We start from the raw sequence: 15,652 nt of genomic DNA, 5'->3' as shown, positions 1-15,652 counted from the left end.
TGGCGGACGACCCACCAAATCGGACACGTCTACAGAAATAAGAAGTTGACGATCCTTTGACCGGCAGCGGTAGTTTGCTGGGCGCCTCTGCACACATCCTCTGCAGAGTCAGATCCCGCCTGGTCAGGCTAGATCAGGACATCTCACGTGGGGGGACTTCACCATGCCTGCCGCTCCGCTCGGAGCCACCTCCGAAGCGCGCCGTTCCAGATATCCGTCACGGACCGCTGTCGCCACCGCAGTCGGCCTCGCCCTGGCGCTGACCTCGATCACACCGTTCGCCTTCGCTGACGGTCCATCGGCCACTGCCACCACCCCGGCCGACGCTCCGGCCGGGAGCCCCGCCACCAGCCCCTCGGCCATCCCGCCGGAGCTCGCCGCGCAGATGGCCACGGTCGACGCCGAGCGCGCCGGCAACAAGCCGCTGCTCAGCCCGACCGACAAGGCCATCGCCGAGGCGCAGAAGTCCGGCAAGCCCGTCCCGATCCCGGAGTTGACGGACGAGGTCAGCGAGACCGTCGCGACCCCGGCCGGCCACCTCAAGCGCACCGAGCACGTCGAGCCGCAGCGGGTGAATCAGAACGGCGCCTGGGCGACGCTTGACGGCGCTCTCGTCCCGGACGGGCAGGGTGGCTACCGGCCGAAGACCGCGCTGTCGGGGTTGCGCCTGTCCGGCGGTGGCCAGGGCCCGCTCGCCACCCTGACCAGCGCCGACGGCGAGACGCTCACCATCGACTCGCCGTTCCCGCTCACCAAGCCGGCGATCGACCCGAGCGGGGACGCGCTGATCTACCCCGAGGTTGCCCCCGGCGTCGACCTCAAGGTGACCGCCTCCAAGTTCGGCGGGCTCTCCACCGTCCTGATCGTCAAGACCGCGGAGGCGGCGAAGAACCCGGCGCTGAAGAAGGTCCGCTTCGGTACCCAGGGCAAGGGCGTCACCGTCCGGGCCGACGAGGCCGGCAACCTCACCGCCGCGGCCGCCGACGGTACGTCCCGCTGGCACGCCCCCAGCCCGCAGATGTGGGACAGCTCTGCCGCCGCCCCGGTGGCGGCCGCCAAGTCGGCCCCCGCCCTGAGCGCTTCGGCCGGAGACGCCCCGCAGGCGAAGTCCGAGGCGCGCAGCACCGCCGAGGGCCCGGGCTACGGCGCGAAGGTCGCCACCATGTCGACCACCGTCACGGCCGACGCCGTCGAGCTGACCACCGACGACGCGGTGCTCGGCAAGGGCCAGGGCCCGTGGTTCATCGACCCGGCCTGGATCCCCGACCGTAACGTGGCCAACAACTGGACCTGGACCCAGGCCGCCTACCCCGGCAAGGCCAACATCGGGCGGACCACCGGCAGCGGGGACCAGTACGCGCGGCCCGGTGTCGGTTACCAGGGCTACCGGGTCGACAAGGGCATCGAGCGCTCCTACTTCCAGTTCGACACCCACTGGTACCGCGGCGCGATCATCAACCGCGCGACCATGTCGGTGTGGGAGCACGAGTCCTCGGACTTCTCCTGCACCAACAAGTACACCCTGGACCTCTACCTCACCAGCCCGATCAGCGACCAGACCAGCTGGAGCAATCCGCCCACGAACCAGGGCGGCCGACTCGGCGAGGCCTCGGTCCCCGGCGCGGGTCAGCCCGGCTGCGGCGGCGAGTACCAGTTCAACTACGACGTGACCGGGGTCTACCAGAACTTCGGTACCAGCCGCGACACCCTCACCTTCGGTGTGTTCGCCCGCGACGAGTCCAACATGTCGGCGTTCAAGCGGCTCGGCTACAGCCCCGCTGTCGAGATCGAGTACGACCGCGTCCCCAACGTCCCGACCGGCACGTACGCCTCCCCCGCTCCCACCACGGCCGTGCCGTGGGCAGACAACCAGGGCTGCACCGGCGGCACGATGGGCTGGATGAACTCCGCGTCCGGTTTCAACGGCGCCGTCACCCTCAACGCGACGGTCAGCAGCCCGGTCCAGCAGTCGCTCTACGGCTGGATGGGCATCTGGGACTACGCCGACACCAACCGGGCCGACAGCGGCCAGACCCCCGAGGTCGCCAACGGCGGCACGGCCGCGTTCCAGGTCAAGCAGGGCCTGCTCCAGGACGGCCACGTGTACGGCTGGGACGTCATGGCCACCGACGGGCTGGTCCAGCGGTCCGGCGGGAGCCCGGCCTGCCGCTTCGGCGTCGACCTGACCCCGCCGACCCTCTCCGTCCCGGACGCCAACACCCTGCTGCCGGAGGCCGAGCTCGACTACAAGCTCCCGCCGTCCGGCAACGGCCAGGTGACCAGGAAGCACGTGGGCCAGGAGGGCCTGGTGCCGTACACCGCGGCCGACCCGGCCCCGGGCGGCAACGCCTCCGGTGTGGTCTGCGCGCGCTGGTCCTGGGACCCGCAGTTCGCCGGGGACGGCTGGTACTGCGGTGGCGGCATCAGCAACGGGTTCCCCGTCACGCTCTCCCGCTGGGGCACCAACATCCTGTACATGCAGGTGATGGACAACGCGCGCAACGTCTCGCCGGTCGCGCAGTACTCCTTCTACGTGCCGTGGAACCCGGACGGCCCGCCGCCGGTCTTCGGTGACGTCACCGGTGACGGCGCCCCGGACATCCTGCAGCCCGACCAGGCCGGTTACCTGCGCGCCTACAACGCCCCGGGCAACTCGAAGGTCCGCTCCCCGGCCGTGGCGGCCGTCGCCACCCCGGCCGACGCGCCCGGCGGCAAGGGCTGGAACACCATCCAGATCGCCCACCGCGGCACGCTCACCGGTGGCAACAACATCGACGACGTGTTCGCCCATGCTCCCGGTGACCCGCTGCTGCGGCTCTACCAGAACCCCGGGAACACCGGCGCCTACGGCCGGATCGACAAGTCGGTGCCGATCGCCAAGCCGAAGTGCGTCCCGACCGCGTCCGAGGACTGCGCCTGGCTGAAGGCCGCTGGGTACAACGCCGCCGACTGGTCCGGCACGCTGCGGATCGCCGCCCTCGGCGACCCGGTCAGCACCGACCTCGACCCCAAGCTGGGCTTCAAGAACAAGACCGGTCTACTCACCGTCGAGAGCACCAACAACGGTGCCGACGCGGCTCTCTGGTACTACCCGGCCACCAACGCCAACACCCTGGGCAAGCCTGTCCAGCTGGCCGCGTCCGGGTGGAAGGACAAGGAGCTGATCACCCCCGGCGACTGGGCCAAGCAGGGCCGCCCGGGCCTGTGGGCCCGCAACCTCGCGGCCGCCGCCGACGGACCCAAGGACGACCTCCTCGCCTACACCTTCACCACCGGGACCGTCACCGCGACCGACAGCCTGGGCGCGCCCGTCATCGACAGCAACGGCAAGCCGCTGCTCGTGCCGACGCTGACCCAGATGGCGCCGGTCGGCACCCGGATCGGCTGGGTCTCCACCGACACCTACCCGACCGTCGGCTCGGACGGCGACCTCACCGGCAACGGCAACCCCGGCCTCTGGGCCCGGAAGGCCGACGGTTCCCTGGAGATCTGGTGGGGCCAGCCCACCACCCCCGGCAACCCCTCGGCCGGCTTCGGCTGGCTGGCCGGTCCCAGCCCGATCGGGAACACCTCGGTCTCCCCCCAGTGGTGGGCGCTCGACGGCACCGGTGACAGCAGCGGCACCAACACGCTGTACAGGAACGGCGGCGACCCCAAGGCCACCTACCCGGCCGGGGCCGCACTCACCACCGACCACAACCGTGCGGCGAACAAGGCGACCGCCTTCGACGGCACGACGGTCTACCGCACCACCGCGCCGGTCAACTCCGGTTCCAACACCCCGGGGCTGGACACCACCCAGAGCTACAGCGTCTCAGCCTGGGTGAAGATCAACAACACCGACGGCTACCACACCGCGGTCTCGCTCACCGGCAACGAGGCCAGCCCGTTCTATCTGCAGTACTCGAAGTCCCTCAAGAACTGGGCCTTCGTCCTGCCGAGCAACGACAGCTTCAACGCGAGTGCCTGGTACACCGCGTACGACCAGAGCGGCCGCACCACGGCCACGGTCGGCCAGTGGACCCACCTGACCGGCACCTACAACGCCACGAACGGCATGGCCACCCTGTACGTCAACGGCCTGGCCGTCGGCTCCACCAAGGTGGGAACCACGTGGAAGCCGCCGGCGGGCAGCCTCAACATCGGCGGCGCCGCGTACAACAAGGACGTCCCCGCCGACCTCGTCAACGGCGCGATCAGCGACGTCCGGGTCTACCCGTACGCGCTGACCGACCCCCAGGTGAACACCGTCGCCACGTCGCAGTCCATCGTCCACATCCGCAGTGCGGTCGACAAGCACAAGTGCCTGGACAACTGGGGCAGCACCGCGGGCTCGCCGGTGGTGATCTACGACTGCTGGAACGGTGACAAGCAGCACTTCACCGCTACCCGGGACAACCAGCTCAAGACCGTACCGAACGGGCTCTGCATCGGCACCCGGGACGCCAACGTCATCGACGGCACCCCGGTGGTCTCGCAGGCGTGCGACAACTCCGGGGCCCAGACCTGGATCCGCCGCTACGACGGCACGCTCTTCAACCCGGCGTCGAACAGGTGCCTGGACCTGCCCGCGTCCAACACGCAGAACACCACCGCACTGGCCGTCTGGCCATGCGGAAACCAGGCGAACCAGCACTGGCTCTTCGACAACCAGACCCTCGCGGGCGTGTAGCCCCCGTCGGTCGTCGTCAGGCCACCACCGCGGCCCCTCGCCGAGCGCCTCGTGCGTTCGGTGGGGGGCCGCGGTGGTGTTCGGAGGGCGAGGAGGGTCAGACGCGGCGGCCCTCGGTGGGGGTGGCGGGGACGGCCGTGGGGGCGGTGGTGCTGCCGGCCTTGGCGCCGAGGGCGCGTTCGACCTTGGCGACGGCGGTGCGGTACTCCATGGAGGCGGCCTGTTCGTTGCTGCCCTGGCGTTCGAAGTAGCCGAAGGCCATGGCCACCGTGCCGAAGCGTTCGATGCCGACGTAGCCGTTGAGTCGGACGCCGGCCAGGGTGCCGTCGAGGTGGACGGCAGGGGCGTCCTTGCGGTCGCCGAGGGTGACCGGGCTGACGGTGAAGGTCACGGTGTCGCTGGGGCCGGCGTTGAAGGTGATGGTGTGGCAGGTCTTCAGGGCGTCGGCGGCGGAGTTGAAGTCGGTGGCGAGTTGGTCGGACGGCTCGGCCGCGAGGGCCTGGGTGACCATCGGGTTGCCGTTCGGGCCGTCGAGTTCGGTCTCGGCGCGCGGGATCGCCGCGCCCGGCCGGGTGACGTACATGTTGATCAGGGCGCTGAGCGCGTCGCATCCGGTCACCGGGTTCGACGGGCTCGCGCTGGGGCTCGCGCCGGCGCTGGGGCTGGGGCTCTGGGTCACCGGGGGCTCGGTCCAGCCGGGGCCGAGGTCGGCCGCGGTCAGCAGGGCCGACTTCAGCTGGTCGGCGGAGGGCAGTGGCTGGGCGGTTGCGGCGGACGCCGGGAGGGCGGCCGGGCCCAGGGCGACCGCCACGACGACGGCCGCGGCGGTGAGGGCGTGGAAGGGCCTGGTCAGAGACATACGGGTCCCCCGGTCGAGAGTTCGGGAAGGGACAGGCCACCAGTGTCCCACCGGGGGCGGGGCCGGGCGCGCGGGCGGGGATCGGCGCAGGTCAGGGCCGGTCGGAGGGGTCGCAGGCGCGAGGAGCGTCGGAGGGGCGGGAGGGCTCGGCCGGCAGGGTGTCGAGGGTCTCGGCGAGCCAGTGCACCCAGAAGCTCTCCAGTCCGATGCCGGCCCGCAGCACCGCGTGCTGGAGCCGATTCTCCTCGTCCGCCCGCTCGACCGGGAAGTCGCGCCGCTCGATCTCCCGGTAGTCGGCCAACTGCTCCCGGTGCAGGGCGAGATGGCGTTCCAGCTCGGCCGCCAGGCCGTCCGTGCCGACCACCGCGGCCGCCCGCAGCCGCAGCAGCAGGGGCTCCCGGACGGCGCGCGGAGCGGCGCCCTCGGCGGTCCAGCGGGCCAGTTCGGCGCGGCCCTCCGGGAGCACCTCGTACTCCTTCTTCTGCCCGCGCACCGGCGCCTCCGGCCGGAGGGCCCGGATCTGTCCGGAGGCCTCCAGCCGGCCCAGTTCGCGGTAGATCTGCTGGTGGGTGGCGGGCCAGAAGAAGCCGATCGACCGGTCGAACCGCCTGGTCAGCTCCAGCCCCGAGGACGGTTTCTCCAGCAGGGCGGTGAGGATGGCGTGCGGCAGCGACATGCCGTCGATCGTACGGGGAGCGGGCAGGGGGACGGACGGGGCGAAGGCGGGGTACGGGCGCGCGGGACGGGCCGGGCTCAGCCCCGGGCGGGCGCGGGGGCGTGCCGGTCGAGCACGGCGCGCAGCCGGTCGGGGTCGGCGGTGCCGCGCTTGGGCATGACGGCCAGGCAGGAGTTGTTCTTGTCGTTGCTCAGCAGGACGAACAGCCCCGGGGTCTCCACGTGGTGCGGGACCGCCTGCCAGGTCAGGGTGCTGGTGGAGTGGCGGTTGGTGATGGTCACGCCGGACGCTGCCACGGTGGCGGTGAACTCGCCCTTGTCGGCGGTCAACTTGTGGAACTGGCCGGCCTGCAGCCGGGGCAGCCAGAGGAGCAGGGCCAGCGCGGCGAGCACCATGAACACCGGCGGGAAGCCGATGCCCTTGCCGGTGGAGAGGTCGAGCGCGGCGATGAGCGGGCCGCAGACGACGAGCAGCTACAGGAACGCCCGCTGGCGCCGGCCCGCGCGCGTCGCCCGGGACCGGGCGGCCAGGGCCTCCCGGAAGTCCGCCACCGTGGGCGTGTACGCCAACTCGATCCGCTCGTCCGCCGCCGGCTCGTCCGCCATCGGCGCGTACGCCGTCTCGCCCTGCTCGTCCATCGGCCTGCTCTCCCCTGTGATCCGCTCCACGCCCCGCGCGCCGTGATCCGCGCTGCGACCTGCGGATACTAGCAACGGCCCCCGGGCGGACGGCGAGTGGTTTTCGGTCGGCGCCCCCGCTCGCGGCGGGGGCGCCGACCGTACGGGACGCGGGGACGCCGACCGTACGGAACGCGGGGGCGCCGACCGTACGGGACGCGAGGGCTCAGAGCGCCGCGGCGAGCTCGGTGCCCTGCTTGATGGCGCGCTTGGCGTCCAGTTCGGCGGCCACGTCGGCGCCGCCGATCAGGTGCACCGGCAGACCGCGCTCGCGCAGCGCCTCGTACAGGTCGCGGCGCGGCTCCTGGCCGGTGCAGAGCACGACGGTGTCCACGGGCAGCAGTTGGCGCTCGCCGTCCACCGTGATGTGCAGACCGGCGTCGTCGATCAGGTCGTAGGTGACGCCGGGGACCATCACCACGCCGCGGTGCTTGAGCTCGGTGCGGTGGATCCAGCCGGTGGTCTTGCCGAGGCCGGCGCCGACCTTGGTGGTCCTGCGCTGGAGCAGGTGGACGCTGCGCGGGGGCTTCGGCCGCTCCGGGGCGCGCAGGCCGCCGCGCTCGCGGTACTCCGGGTCGATGCCCCACTTCGCCTGGAACACCGGCGGGTTGAGGCTCGCCGCGTCGCCCGGGTCGGTGAGGAACTCGGCCACGTCGAAGCCGATGCCGCCGGCGCCGAGGATGGCGACCCGCTCGCCGACCGGCGCGCCGTCGCGCAGCACGTCGAGGTAGCCGAGCACGCTGGGGTGGTCGATTCCCGGGATGTCGGCGGGAGTTCGCGGGGTGACGCCGGTGGCGAGGACGAGCTCGTCGTGGCCCTGCCCGGCCAGCTGCTCGGCGGTGACGGTCGCGCCCAGCCGCAGCGTGACGCCCAACTCGGCCAGCCGGATGCGGAAGTAGCGCAGCGTCTCGTCGAACTCCTCCTTGCCGGGGATGCGCCGGGCGATGTTCAGCTGCCCGCCGATCGCCTCGGCGGCGTCGTACAGGGTGACGTCGTGGCCGCGCTCGGCGGCGGAGACGGCGAAGGCGAGGCCGGCCGGGCCCGCCCCGACGACGCCGATCCGCTTGCGCGACTTCGTTGCCCCGAGGACGAGTTCGGTCTCGTGGCAGGCGCGCGGGTTGACCAGGCAGGAGGTGATCTGGAGGTTGAAGGTGTGGTCGAGGCAGGCCTGGTTGCAGCCGATGCAGGTGTTGATGGCCTCGGCGCGGTCGTCCCGGGCCTTGGCGACGAAGTCGGCGTCGGCGAGCAGCGGGCGGGCCATCGAGACCAGGTCCGCGCTGCCCTCGGCGAGCAACTGCTCGGCGATCTCGGGGGTGTTGATGCGGTTGGTGGTGACCAGCGGGATGCCGACCTTGCCCATCACCTTCTTCGTCACCCAGCCGAAGGCGCCGCGCGGCACGGAGGTGGCGATGGTGGGGATGCGGGCCTCGTGCCAGCCGATGCCGGTGTTGATGATGGTCGCCCCGGCGGCCTCGACGGCCTGGGCGAGCCGCACGACCTCGTCGAGGGTGGAGCCGCCGGGCACCAGGTCGAGCATGGAGAGGCGGTAGACGATGATGAAGTCCTCGCCGACCCGCTCGCGGACCCGGCGGACGATCTCCACCGGGAAGCGCATCCGCCGCTCGTACGTGCCGCCCCACTCGTCCTCGCGGTGATTGGTCGCGGCGACGATGAACTCGTTGACCAGGTAGCCCTCGGAGCCCATAATCTCGACGCCGTCGTACCCGGCGCGGCGGGCGAGTTCGGCGCAGCGGGCGAAGTCCTCGATGGTCTGCTCGACCTGCTCGGCGGTGAGCGCGTTGGGCGTGAAGGGGCTGATCGGGGCCTGGATCGCGCTGGGGGCGACCAGGTCGCGGTGGTAGGCGTAGCGGCCGAAGTGCAGGATCTGGAGGGCGATCCTGCCGCCGGCGGCGTGCACCGCGTCGGTGACCACGCGGTGCCGGTCGGCCTCCTCCTCGGTGGTCAGCATCGCGCCGCCCTCCCAGGGGCGCCCGGCCTCGTTGGGGGCGATGCCGCCGGTGACGATCAGGCCGACGCCGCCGCGGGCCCGCTCGGCGTAGAAGGCGGCCATCCGCTCGTAGCCGCCGGGGGCCTCCTCCAGGCCGACGTGCATCGAGCCCATGATCACGCGGTTGGGCAGGGTGGTGAAGCCGAGGTCGAGCGGGCTGAGCAGGTGCGGGTAGCGGTTGCTGCCGGGGTGGGCGCTCATCGACGTCTCCTGGGGCGCGGGCGGGAAGTGGACCGGGGAGTGGACCGGGGGCGTTGTGGACCCGGGGGCGTTTGTTACCGCAGGGTAGGGGACAGGCGGCAGGGTATGCAACTAGTTGCATAAGGCTCTCCCGGGTCGCCGGAAGGGCCCTCCGGATGGCTCGAACACGGCGCCGGGGACCGACCGGACGCGTATCGTCGTGTCCCGGACATCGCGGGGGCGTCGCGGGGGGACATCGCATCGCGGGGACGCCGCGGACTCGAAGCTCGGGACTCAGGAGAGGAGCGGCCGTGCGCGGTGGCTCGGTGGCCGTGGTCGGGGGCAGCATCGCCGGGAGCGCCTTCGCCGGCGCGGCCGCCCGGCTCGGCGCGGAACGGGTGGTGGTGCTGGAACGCAGCCCCGGGCACCTGGAGGACCGCGGCGTGGGCCTGTGCACCCACAACGACCGCTTCGACGAACTGGTCCGGGCCGGACACCTCGACGCGGACACCCGCCGCCACCGCCTCACCGTCCGCCGCTGGGTCGCCCGGGGCGCGGCCGGCGAGGGCGACGGGCCGGACGGCTGCGGGCGACTGCTCTGGGCCCAGCCCTTCCCGTTCCACTCGCACCACTGGGGCGTGCTCTGGCAGGCCCTGCGCGAACGGATGCCCGAGCAGGTCGAGTTCCGGCTGGGTGCCACCGTGACGGCCGTCGGCAACGAGCCGGGCGGGGACGAACCGGACGGCGGCGGGTCGGAGGGCCCCCAGGCTGAGCCGGACGGCGCCCGGGCCGAGACGGGCGGTGCCTGGGTCGAGACGGACGGCGCCTGGGTCGAGACGGACGGCGGCCGCGAGACGTACGACCTTGTGATCGGCGCCGACGGCTACCGCTCGGTGGTCCGCGAGGCCGTCTGCCCGCAGGCCGAGCCCGAGTACGCCGGGTACGTGTGCTGGCGCGGCAGCTACGACGCCGCCCTGCTGGCCGAGCTGCCCGGCGGCGCGGCGCCGTGGCCGGAGGAGCAGTGCATCACCGCCTGCTACCCCGGCGGCCAGGTGGTGATCTACCGCATCCCCGGGGTCGCGCCCGGCCGCACCCAGGTGAACTGGGTCTTCTACGCCCCCACCCCCGCCTGGCTGCGCCTGGACGGCCCGACCAGCATCCCGGCGGGCAGCCTCACCGACCCGCAGGTGGACGAGCTGCGCCGGCTCGCCGAGCGGTACCTGCCGCCGTACTGGGCCGGCCTGGTCACCCTGACCCCGCGCGAACGGACCTTCCTCCAGCCGGTCTACGACCTGGCGGCCCCGGCCCGGACGGCCGGACGGCTGCTGATCGGCGGGGACGCGGCCACCGTGGTGCGCCCGCACAACACCAGCGGCGCGGTGAAGGCGATCCAGGACGCCCACGCCTTCGAGCTGGCGGGGCGGGAGGCCGGCTCCTGGGCAGCTCTGCTGGCCGCCTACGACCGCGAACGGACGGCGGCCGGGCGGGAGTTGGTGGAACTGGGCCGCACCCTGGGCCGGGCCCAGGTCACCGCGGCGCCGGACTGGTCGGGGATGGACGAACCGGCCATGACCGCCTGGTGGCACCACCAGTTCACCGGCGGCGGGGGTTTCGGCGGCCACGCGCTCGGCCGTACCGACTGAGCGCGTGGCCGTGACTGCCGGACCCCGGTCGACCCGCTTCGGGCGAACGGGCGTCGACCGCTACCGACTGGCGACGGTCAGACGTTGACGCCGTAGTCGGTCGCGATGCCGCGCAGGCCGGAGGCGTAGCCCTGGCCGATGGCGCGGAACTTCCACTCGTTGCCGTTGCGGTACAGCTCGCCGAAGACCATCGCGGTCTCGGTCGAGGCGTCCTCGGTCAGGTCGTAGCGCGCGATCTCCAGGCCGTTGGCCTGGTTGACGATCCGGATGAACGCGTTGCGCACCTGGCCGAAGTTCTGCAGCCGGGCGTCGGCGTCGTAGATCGACACCGGGAAGACCACCTTGGCCACGTCGGCCGGGACGCGGTCCAGGTCGACCTTGATCTGCTCGTCGTCCCCGTCTCCGCCGCCGGTCAGGTTGTCGCCGCTGTGCTCGACCGAACCCTCGGGGCTGCGGAGGTTGTTGAAGAAGACGAAGTGCTGGTCCGAGACCACCTTGCCCAGCGCGTTGCACAGCAGCGCACTGGCGTCCAGGTCGTAGTCGGCCCCGGTGGTGGTGCGCACGTCCCAGCCGAGACCGACGATCACGGCGCTCAGACCGGGCGCCTCCTTGCTCAGCGAGACGTTGCCGCCCTTGGCCAGCGAAACTCCCACAATGCCCTCCTCTGATCTCTCCCTGTGGACGAATCTACAACACTGTAGAGATCACGAGAATCCGTCTGCAGGCGGGCCCACCCCGGGAATTTCTCCGGGTCGCACACGGGAACCCTGCGCGGGAACCGCCGCCGGCCCGGCCAGGGCGTCACCGCACGGCGTCGATCTCGATCCGCAGCGCACCGTTCTCGGCCGTCGCCCTGCGGCCCCAGCCCAGCAGCAGGCCCAGCACCTCGCGCTCGGCGGCCGGGAGCCGGGCCAGGTCCACCTGCTCGATCTCCCGGACCAGCGCGGCCATCGACGGCTGCCGGATCCGGCTGCTGAAGTCGAGGTCCGGCTCGTGGCGGGCGAGGGTGGGCAGGGTCCGCGCACCCAGACGACGCAGGACGGCCCGCAGGGCGCCGCCGTCCACCCAGGCCTCCAGCCGCCCGGGCTGCGGCGCCGGGCCGGCCCCGCGCCCCGTCCTCGCCTTGACCGGCACCCGGTACAGGCCGAGGACGTACTCGTCCTCGGCCACCTCCTCGTCCGGCCCGTACGGCCGCAGGCCGCCCGCTGTGCTCCGCATGCCGAGCACCCTAGCGACCTCCCGCCCTAGACTGGCAGTGGATTTCCCCTCGTCCGCTCTTCCCCCGTTCCCCCTCGTCGGCTCGCCGCCGTCTCCCCTCGTCGCAGGCCCGGTCGCCGGAGGTCCCGATGCGCCAGCGGTACAGCTTCCACCTCGACCAGGGCGGGCACTCGGTGACCGTCAACGTCCGGTCCGGCTGGATCACCGAGACCGAGCTGCTGGTCGACGGCAAGGAGTGCGACTTCCACCGCGTCCACGGGCACGGCGACTATCCGCTGACCCTCACCGCCCAGGTCGCCGAGGAGCCGCCGACCCCGCCGAGGCCGCTCGCGGTGCGGCTGGACCGCACCGGCCGGGCCGAGCACCCGCTCTCCTGCGTCCTGGAGCTGTCCGGCGCCCAGCACCCGATGCCCGAGCGCACGGCGCGCTGATTCCGCCTCCTCCCCCCGCGAATTCCGCCTCCTCCGCACGGCCGCGCCCGTCCACGGCCGCCTTCCGAGGGCGTGGAGCCGGAGACCCCGTTCCCCGTTCGCGGTCGACCCCCTCGGTCAACCTTCGACCGTCCGCGACCCCCTTCGGTGCACCGAAACCACCCGTTCGGGCGGTTTGCCCGCAAATGCCACCAAACCTTACGATCCACCGTCCGGACCCACTGGCCCGGACCCCCACGACGAAAGCCCTCCCATGACCACCCCCGCGACCCCTGACGCCTTCGACACCCTCCTGGGCGAGGCGATGGCCGGCGCCGAGCGCTTCGGCCACCGCCAGCACGTCCGGCTCACCTGGCTCGCGGTGCGCCGCCACGGCGCCGACGAGGCCCTCACCCTGGTCGGCGAGGGCATCCGGCGCACGGCCGCCAAGGCGGGCGCACCGCAGAAGTTCCACGTCACCATGACCCGCGCCTGGGTCGAGCTGGTGGCCCACCACACCGACGCCGCACCGGACTTCGACACGTTCGCGGCCCGCCACCCCGAGCTGCTCGACAAGGAGCTGCTCACCCGCCACTACCGGCCCGGGACGCTCGCGGGCGAGCGGGCCCGGACCACCTGGGTGGAGCCGGACCTCGCCCCCTTCCCCCGGGCCGCTCAGCCGTCCTGACGCCGCCCGGCACGCTCCTCGACGGTCCCCTCGACGATCTCCTCGACCGCCTTCCGGGCGCGCTCGGCGTCCTCCGTGACCAGCCCGATCCTGGTGCGGCGGTCGAGCACGTCGGCCGCGTCCAGCGCGCCCTCGTGGCTGACGGCGTAGGCGATCTCGGCGCGGGTCACGTCCAGGCCCTCGGCGATCGGCGTCAACTCTCCGGCCGCCAGCACCTCGTGGGCCGCGCCGCCGTGGCGGGCGAGCAGTGAGGCGGGCACCCGCCCGGCGGTTCCGCCCTCCGGGACCCCGGCGGGCAGCGGGCGGCTGTCCCCGTGGCCGGGGGCGCCGACCAGCGGCAGCCGGGCCGTCCAGCAGGCGCGGGCGGGCAGGCCGCGCAGCCGGACGGCGGTGTCCACCGCGTCCTCGGCCATCCGGCGGTAGGTGGTGAGCTTGCCGCCGACCACGGTGATCACCCCGGACGGGCTCTCCAGCACCGCGTGCTCGCGGGAGATGTCGGCGGTGCTGCCGTCCCCGGTGTCGATCAGCGGGCGCAGCCCGGCGTAGGCGCCGATCACGTCCGCCCCGGTCAGGGCGGTGGCGAGGGCGGCGTTGACGGTGTCGAGGAGGAAGGAGAGCTCGGCCTCGGTGGGCTGCGGCTCGTCCGGGATCGGGCCCGGGGCGTCCTCGTCGGTCAGGCCGATCGCGACCCGGCCGAGCTGCTGCGGGAGGGCGAAGACGAAGCGGCTGGTGGAGCCGGGCACCGGCACGGTGAGGGCGGCGGTCGGGTTGCCGAGGGCCTTCGCGTCCACCAGCAGGTGGGTGCCCCGGCTGGGCCGGAGCCGGATCAAGGTGTCCACCTCGCCCGCCCAGACGCCGGTGGCGTTGACCACCGCGCCGGCCCGGACGGTGAGTTCCCGCCCGGTCAGGGTGTCGACCAGCCGGGCCGAGGTGCCGGTGACCAGCTCGGCGCGCACCCTGGTCAGCACGCTGGCACCGTACTGCGCGGCGGTCCGGGCCAGTGCGACCACCAGCCGGGCGTCGTCCACGAGTTGGCCGTCGTGGGCGACCAGCGCGCCGCGCAGCCCGTCCGTCCGCACGCCCGGCACCAGCCGGCGGGTCCGGTCGGCGTCGATCCGGCGCACCCGGGGCAGCAGCGCGCCCGGGGTGCCGGCCGTCAGGCGCAGCGCGTCCCCGGCGTGGAAGCCGGTACGGATCAGCGCGGCCTGGCCGGGGCGCAGCAGGTCCGGGAGCAGCGGCACCAGTTGGGGCAGTGCGCGGATCAGGTGCGGGGCGGTGCGGGTCATCAGCACGCCGCGCTCCACCGCGCTCTCCCGGGCCACCTTGATCCGCCCGGAGGCGAGGTAGCGCAGGCCGCCGTGCACCAGCTTGGAACTCCAGCGGCTCGTCCCGAAGGCGAGGTCCCGGGCCTCGACCAGCACCGTGCGCAGGCCGCGCGAGGCCGCGTCCAGGGCCACTCCGGCGCCGGTGACGCCGCCGCCGATGACCAGGAGGTCGATCCGGGCGTCGTCGCCGAGCGCCTCCAGCTCCGCCGCCCTTCGGACGGCGTTGAGCCGGGAGGTCCCGGCGTGCGGACCGGTGTACGGGCCCGCGTGCGAACCGGAGGACGGACCGGCGTGCGAGCTGGAGTGCGGACCGGTGTGCGGGCCTGCGGTGGGGGTCATGGCGCGAGGTATCCGTTCAGTGCTCTGGCCAGTTCGCGCCGCCAGGCCGCCTCGGGCAGCAGGGAGGCGACCATGCGGTGCGACTGGACGGTGGACTGGGCTGTCAGCAGGACCATGGCGGCCAGTTCGAGCGGCTCGCTGGCCCGGATCGAGCCGTGCGCCTGGCCCTGCTCGATGCCGGTGCGCAGTGCCTCCAGCAGGCCGCGCTGGCTGGCGCCGAGCCGCTCGACGACGTACTCGAGCAGCAGGTCGGAGTCGTCGGAGCGCAGCAGCGCGCCGATCACCGGGTGGTCGCGCAGCCGGACGGCGATCTCCACGGTCCGTTCGACGAAGGCCTCCCGGTCCCGGCCGGTCGGCACGGCGGCCTCCAGGGTGGCCAGGATCTCCCGGGTGAGCAGCGCGCCGATCACCGCCCGGACGTCCGGCCAGCGGCGGTAGACGGTAGGCCGGCTGACCCCGGCACGGCGGGCGATCTCGGCGAGCTGGGTGCGGCGCACGCCGAGATGGACCATCAGGTCGGCGGCGGCGTCCAGGATCGCGTCGTCGGTGCTGCGGGCCCCCGGGACCTGGCCGGTGCCCCCGTGGGTCTGGCCCGGCGTCTCGGGCTCGTCGTTACTACTTGACATGATGTGTGAAACTGTAACGCATGGCACCTGAGACGCAAGCGGGACCGGCCGGCGCCGCACTTCCGCTCCCCCCGATGAAGTGGGACGCCTGGGGCGACCCGGCCCTGGCCAAGGAGCTGTCCGCCGACATCAAGGGACTGCTCGCCGCCGCCCTCGGCGTCACCGGCGACGCCGCCCCCGGGCCGAGCGCCGACGAGGTCGTCCTGCACCCGTCCCGGCTCTCCGCCGAGGACCTCGACGCGCTGGCCGGCGCGGTCGGCAAGGAGCACGTCAGCGCCGCCGACGCCGACCGGCTGCCGCGCGCCGGCGGCAAGTCCACCCCGGACCTGCT

At 73.1% G+C, this 15,652-nt stretch carries 13 protein-coding genes and 1 pseudogene; 5 read left to right on the top strand and 9 right to left on the bottom strand.

Features of this window, described 5'->3' with window-relative positions:
• Positions 1 to 385 precede the first annotated feature (385 nt).
• On the top strand, positions 386 to 4,672 hold the full coding sequence (locus AE652_RS06490) for a LamG-like jellyroll fold domain-containing protein (protein ID WP_049650192.1): 4,287 nt from the start codon (positions 386 to 388) through the stop codon (positions 4,670 to 4,672).
• Between the two features lie 97 nt (positions 4,673 to 4,769).
• Here AE652_RS06490 and AE652_RS06485 read toward each other — a convergent pair whose 3' ends face one another.
• The 5 genes from AE652_RS06485 to AE652_RS06465 all read right to left on the bottom strand — a co-directional run bounded on the left by AE652_RS06485 (position 4,770) and on the right by AE652_RS06465 (position 9,093).
• Positions 4,770 to 5,531, bottom strand: coding sequence for a sensor domain-containing protein (locus AE652_RS06485; RefSeq protein ID WP_049650191.1), 762 nt, complete (start codon positions 5,529 to 5,531; stop codon positions 4,770 to 4,772).
• Positions 5,532 to 5,622: 91 nt separating this feature from the next.
• Positions 5,623 to 6,207 carry a PadR family transcriptional regulator gene (locus AE652_RS06480; protein WP_049650190.1) on the bottom strand — a complete coding sequence of 195 codons (585 nt, stop codon included), beginning with the start codon at positions 6,205 to 6,207 and terminating at the stop codon, positions 5,623 to 5,625.
• Between the two features lie 77 nt (positions 6,208 to 6,284).
• Entirely contained in the window at positions 6,285 to 6,608 is a 324-nt protein-coding gene (locus AE652_RS06475; RefSeq protein ID WP_049650189.1) for a YcxB family protein, read from the bottom strand.
• Between the two features lie 72 nt (positions 6,609 to 6,680).
• Complete coding sequence (locus AE652_RS06470) at positions 6,681 to 6,845, bottom strand: hypothetical protein (RefSeq protein ID WP_159028379.1); 165 nt, start codon at positions 6,843 to 6,845, stop codon at positions 6,681 to 6,683.
• A 205-nt stretch (positions 6,846 to 7,050) separates the two neighbouring features.
• A complete protein-coding gene (locus AE652_RS06465; protein WP_049650187.1) occupies positions 7,051 to 9,093 on the bottom strand; it encodes an NADPH-dependent 2,4-dienoyl-CoA reductase in 2,043 nt (680 codons plus the stop codon).
• Between the two features lie 290 nt (positions 9,094 to 9,383).
• On the opposite strand from AE652_RS06465, the gene AE652_RS06460 reads away from it, so the two are divergent.
• Entirely contained in the window at positions 9,384 to 10,715 is a 1,332-nt protein-coding gene (locus AE652_RS06460; RefSeq protein ID WP_049650186.1) for an FAD-dependent monooxygenase, read from the top strand.
• A 77-nt stretch (positions 10,716 to 10,792) separates the two neighbouring features.
• On the opposite strand, the gene AE652_RS06455 is transcribed toward AE652_RS06460, so the two are convergent.
• Together AE652_RS06455 and AE652_RS06450 are read right to left on the bottom strand one after the other, a co-directional pair.
• Complete coding sequence (locus AE652_RS06455) at positions 10,793 to 11,368, bottom strand: TerD family protein (protein ID WP_049650185.1); 576 nt, start codon at positions 11,366 to 11,368, stop codon at positions 10,793 to 10,795.
• Between the two features lie 148 nt (positions 11,369 to 11,516).
• Positions 11,517 to 11,933, bottom strand: a complete 417-nt coding sequence (locus AE652_RS06450; protein WP_159028378.1) for a hypothetical protein — start codon at positions 11,931 to 11,933, stop codon at positions 11,517 to 11,519.
• A gap of 128 nt (positions 11,934 to 12,061) precedes the next feature.
• Here AE652_RS06450 and AE652_RS06445 point away from each other — a divergent pair, with 128 nt between their 5' ends.
• Together AE652_RS06445 and AE652_RS06440 are read left to right on the top strand one after the other, a co-directional pair.
• The gene (locus AE652_RS06445; RefSeq protein ID WP_049650183.1) at positions 12,062 to 12,364 is read left to right on the top strand and encodes a hypothetical protein; all 303 of its coding nucleotides are present in this window, start codon (positions 12,062 to 12,064) and stop codon (positions 12,362 to 12,364) included.
• Positions 12,365 to 12,617: 253 nt separating this feature from the next.
• Entirely contained in the window at positions 12,618 to 13,031 is a 414-nt protein-coding gene (locus AE652_RS06440) for a hypothetical protein (protein ID WP_199823050.1), read from the top strand.
• Here the strand turns inward: AE652_RS06440 and AE652_RS06435 are convergent.
• Both AE652_RS06435 and AE652_RS06430 read right to left on the bottom strand, forming a co-directional pair.
• Positions 13,019 to 14,695, bottom strand: coding sequence for a glycerol-3-phosphate dehydrogenase/oxidase (locus AE652_RS06435; RefSeq protein WP_082345364.1), 1,677 nt, complete (start codon positions 14,693 to 14,695; stop codon positions 13,019 to 13,021). The two genes, AE652_RS06440 and AE652_RS06435, sit on opposite strands and share 13 nt — an antisense overlap.
• Complete coding sequence (locus tag AE652_RS06430; RefSeq protein WP_082345361.1) at positions 14,692 to 15,321, bottom strand: TetR/AcrR family transcriptional regulator; 630 nt, start codon at positions 15,319 to 15,321, stop codon at positions 14,692 to 14,694. The genes AE652_RS06435 and AE652_RS06430 overlap by 4 nt, the downstream gene beginning before the upstream one ends.
• 74 nt (positions 15,322 to 15,395) lie before the next feature.
• Here AE652_RS06430 and AE652_RS06425 point away from each other — a divergent pair.
• Positions 15,396 to 15,652: pseudogene (locus AE652_RS06425) on the top strand (FAD-binding oxidoreductase); the annotation flags it as partial.

This window comes from Kitasatospora sp. MY 5-36 (assembly GCF_001182915.1).
Classification (GTDB): Bacteria; Actinomycetota; Actinomycetes; order Streptomycetales; family Streptomycetaceae; genus Kitasatospora.
The sequence above is the reverse complement of the archived record's forward strand: the minus strand, read 5'-3'. Positions and strand labels throughout refer to the sequence as shown.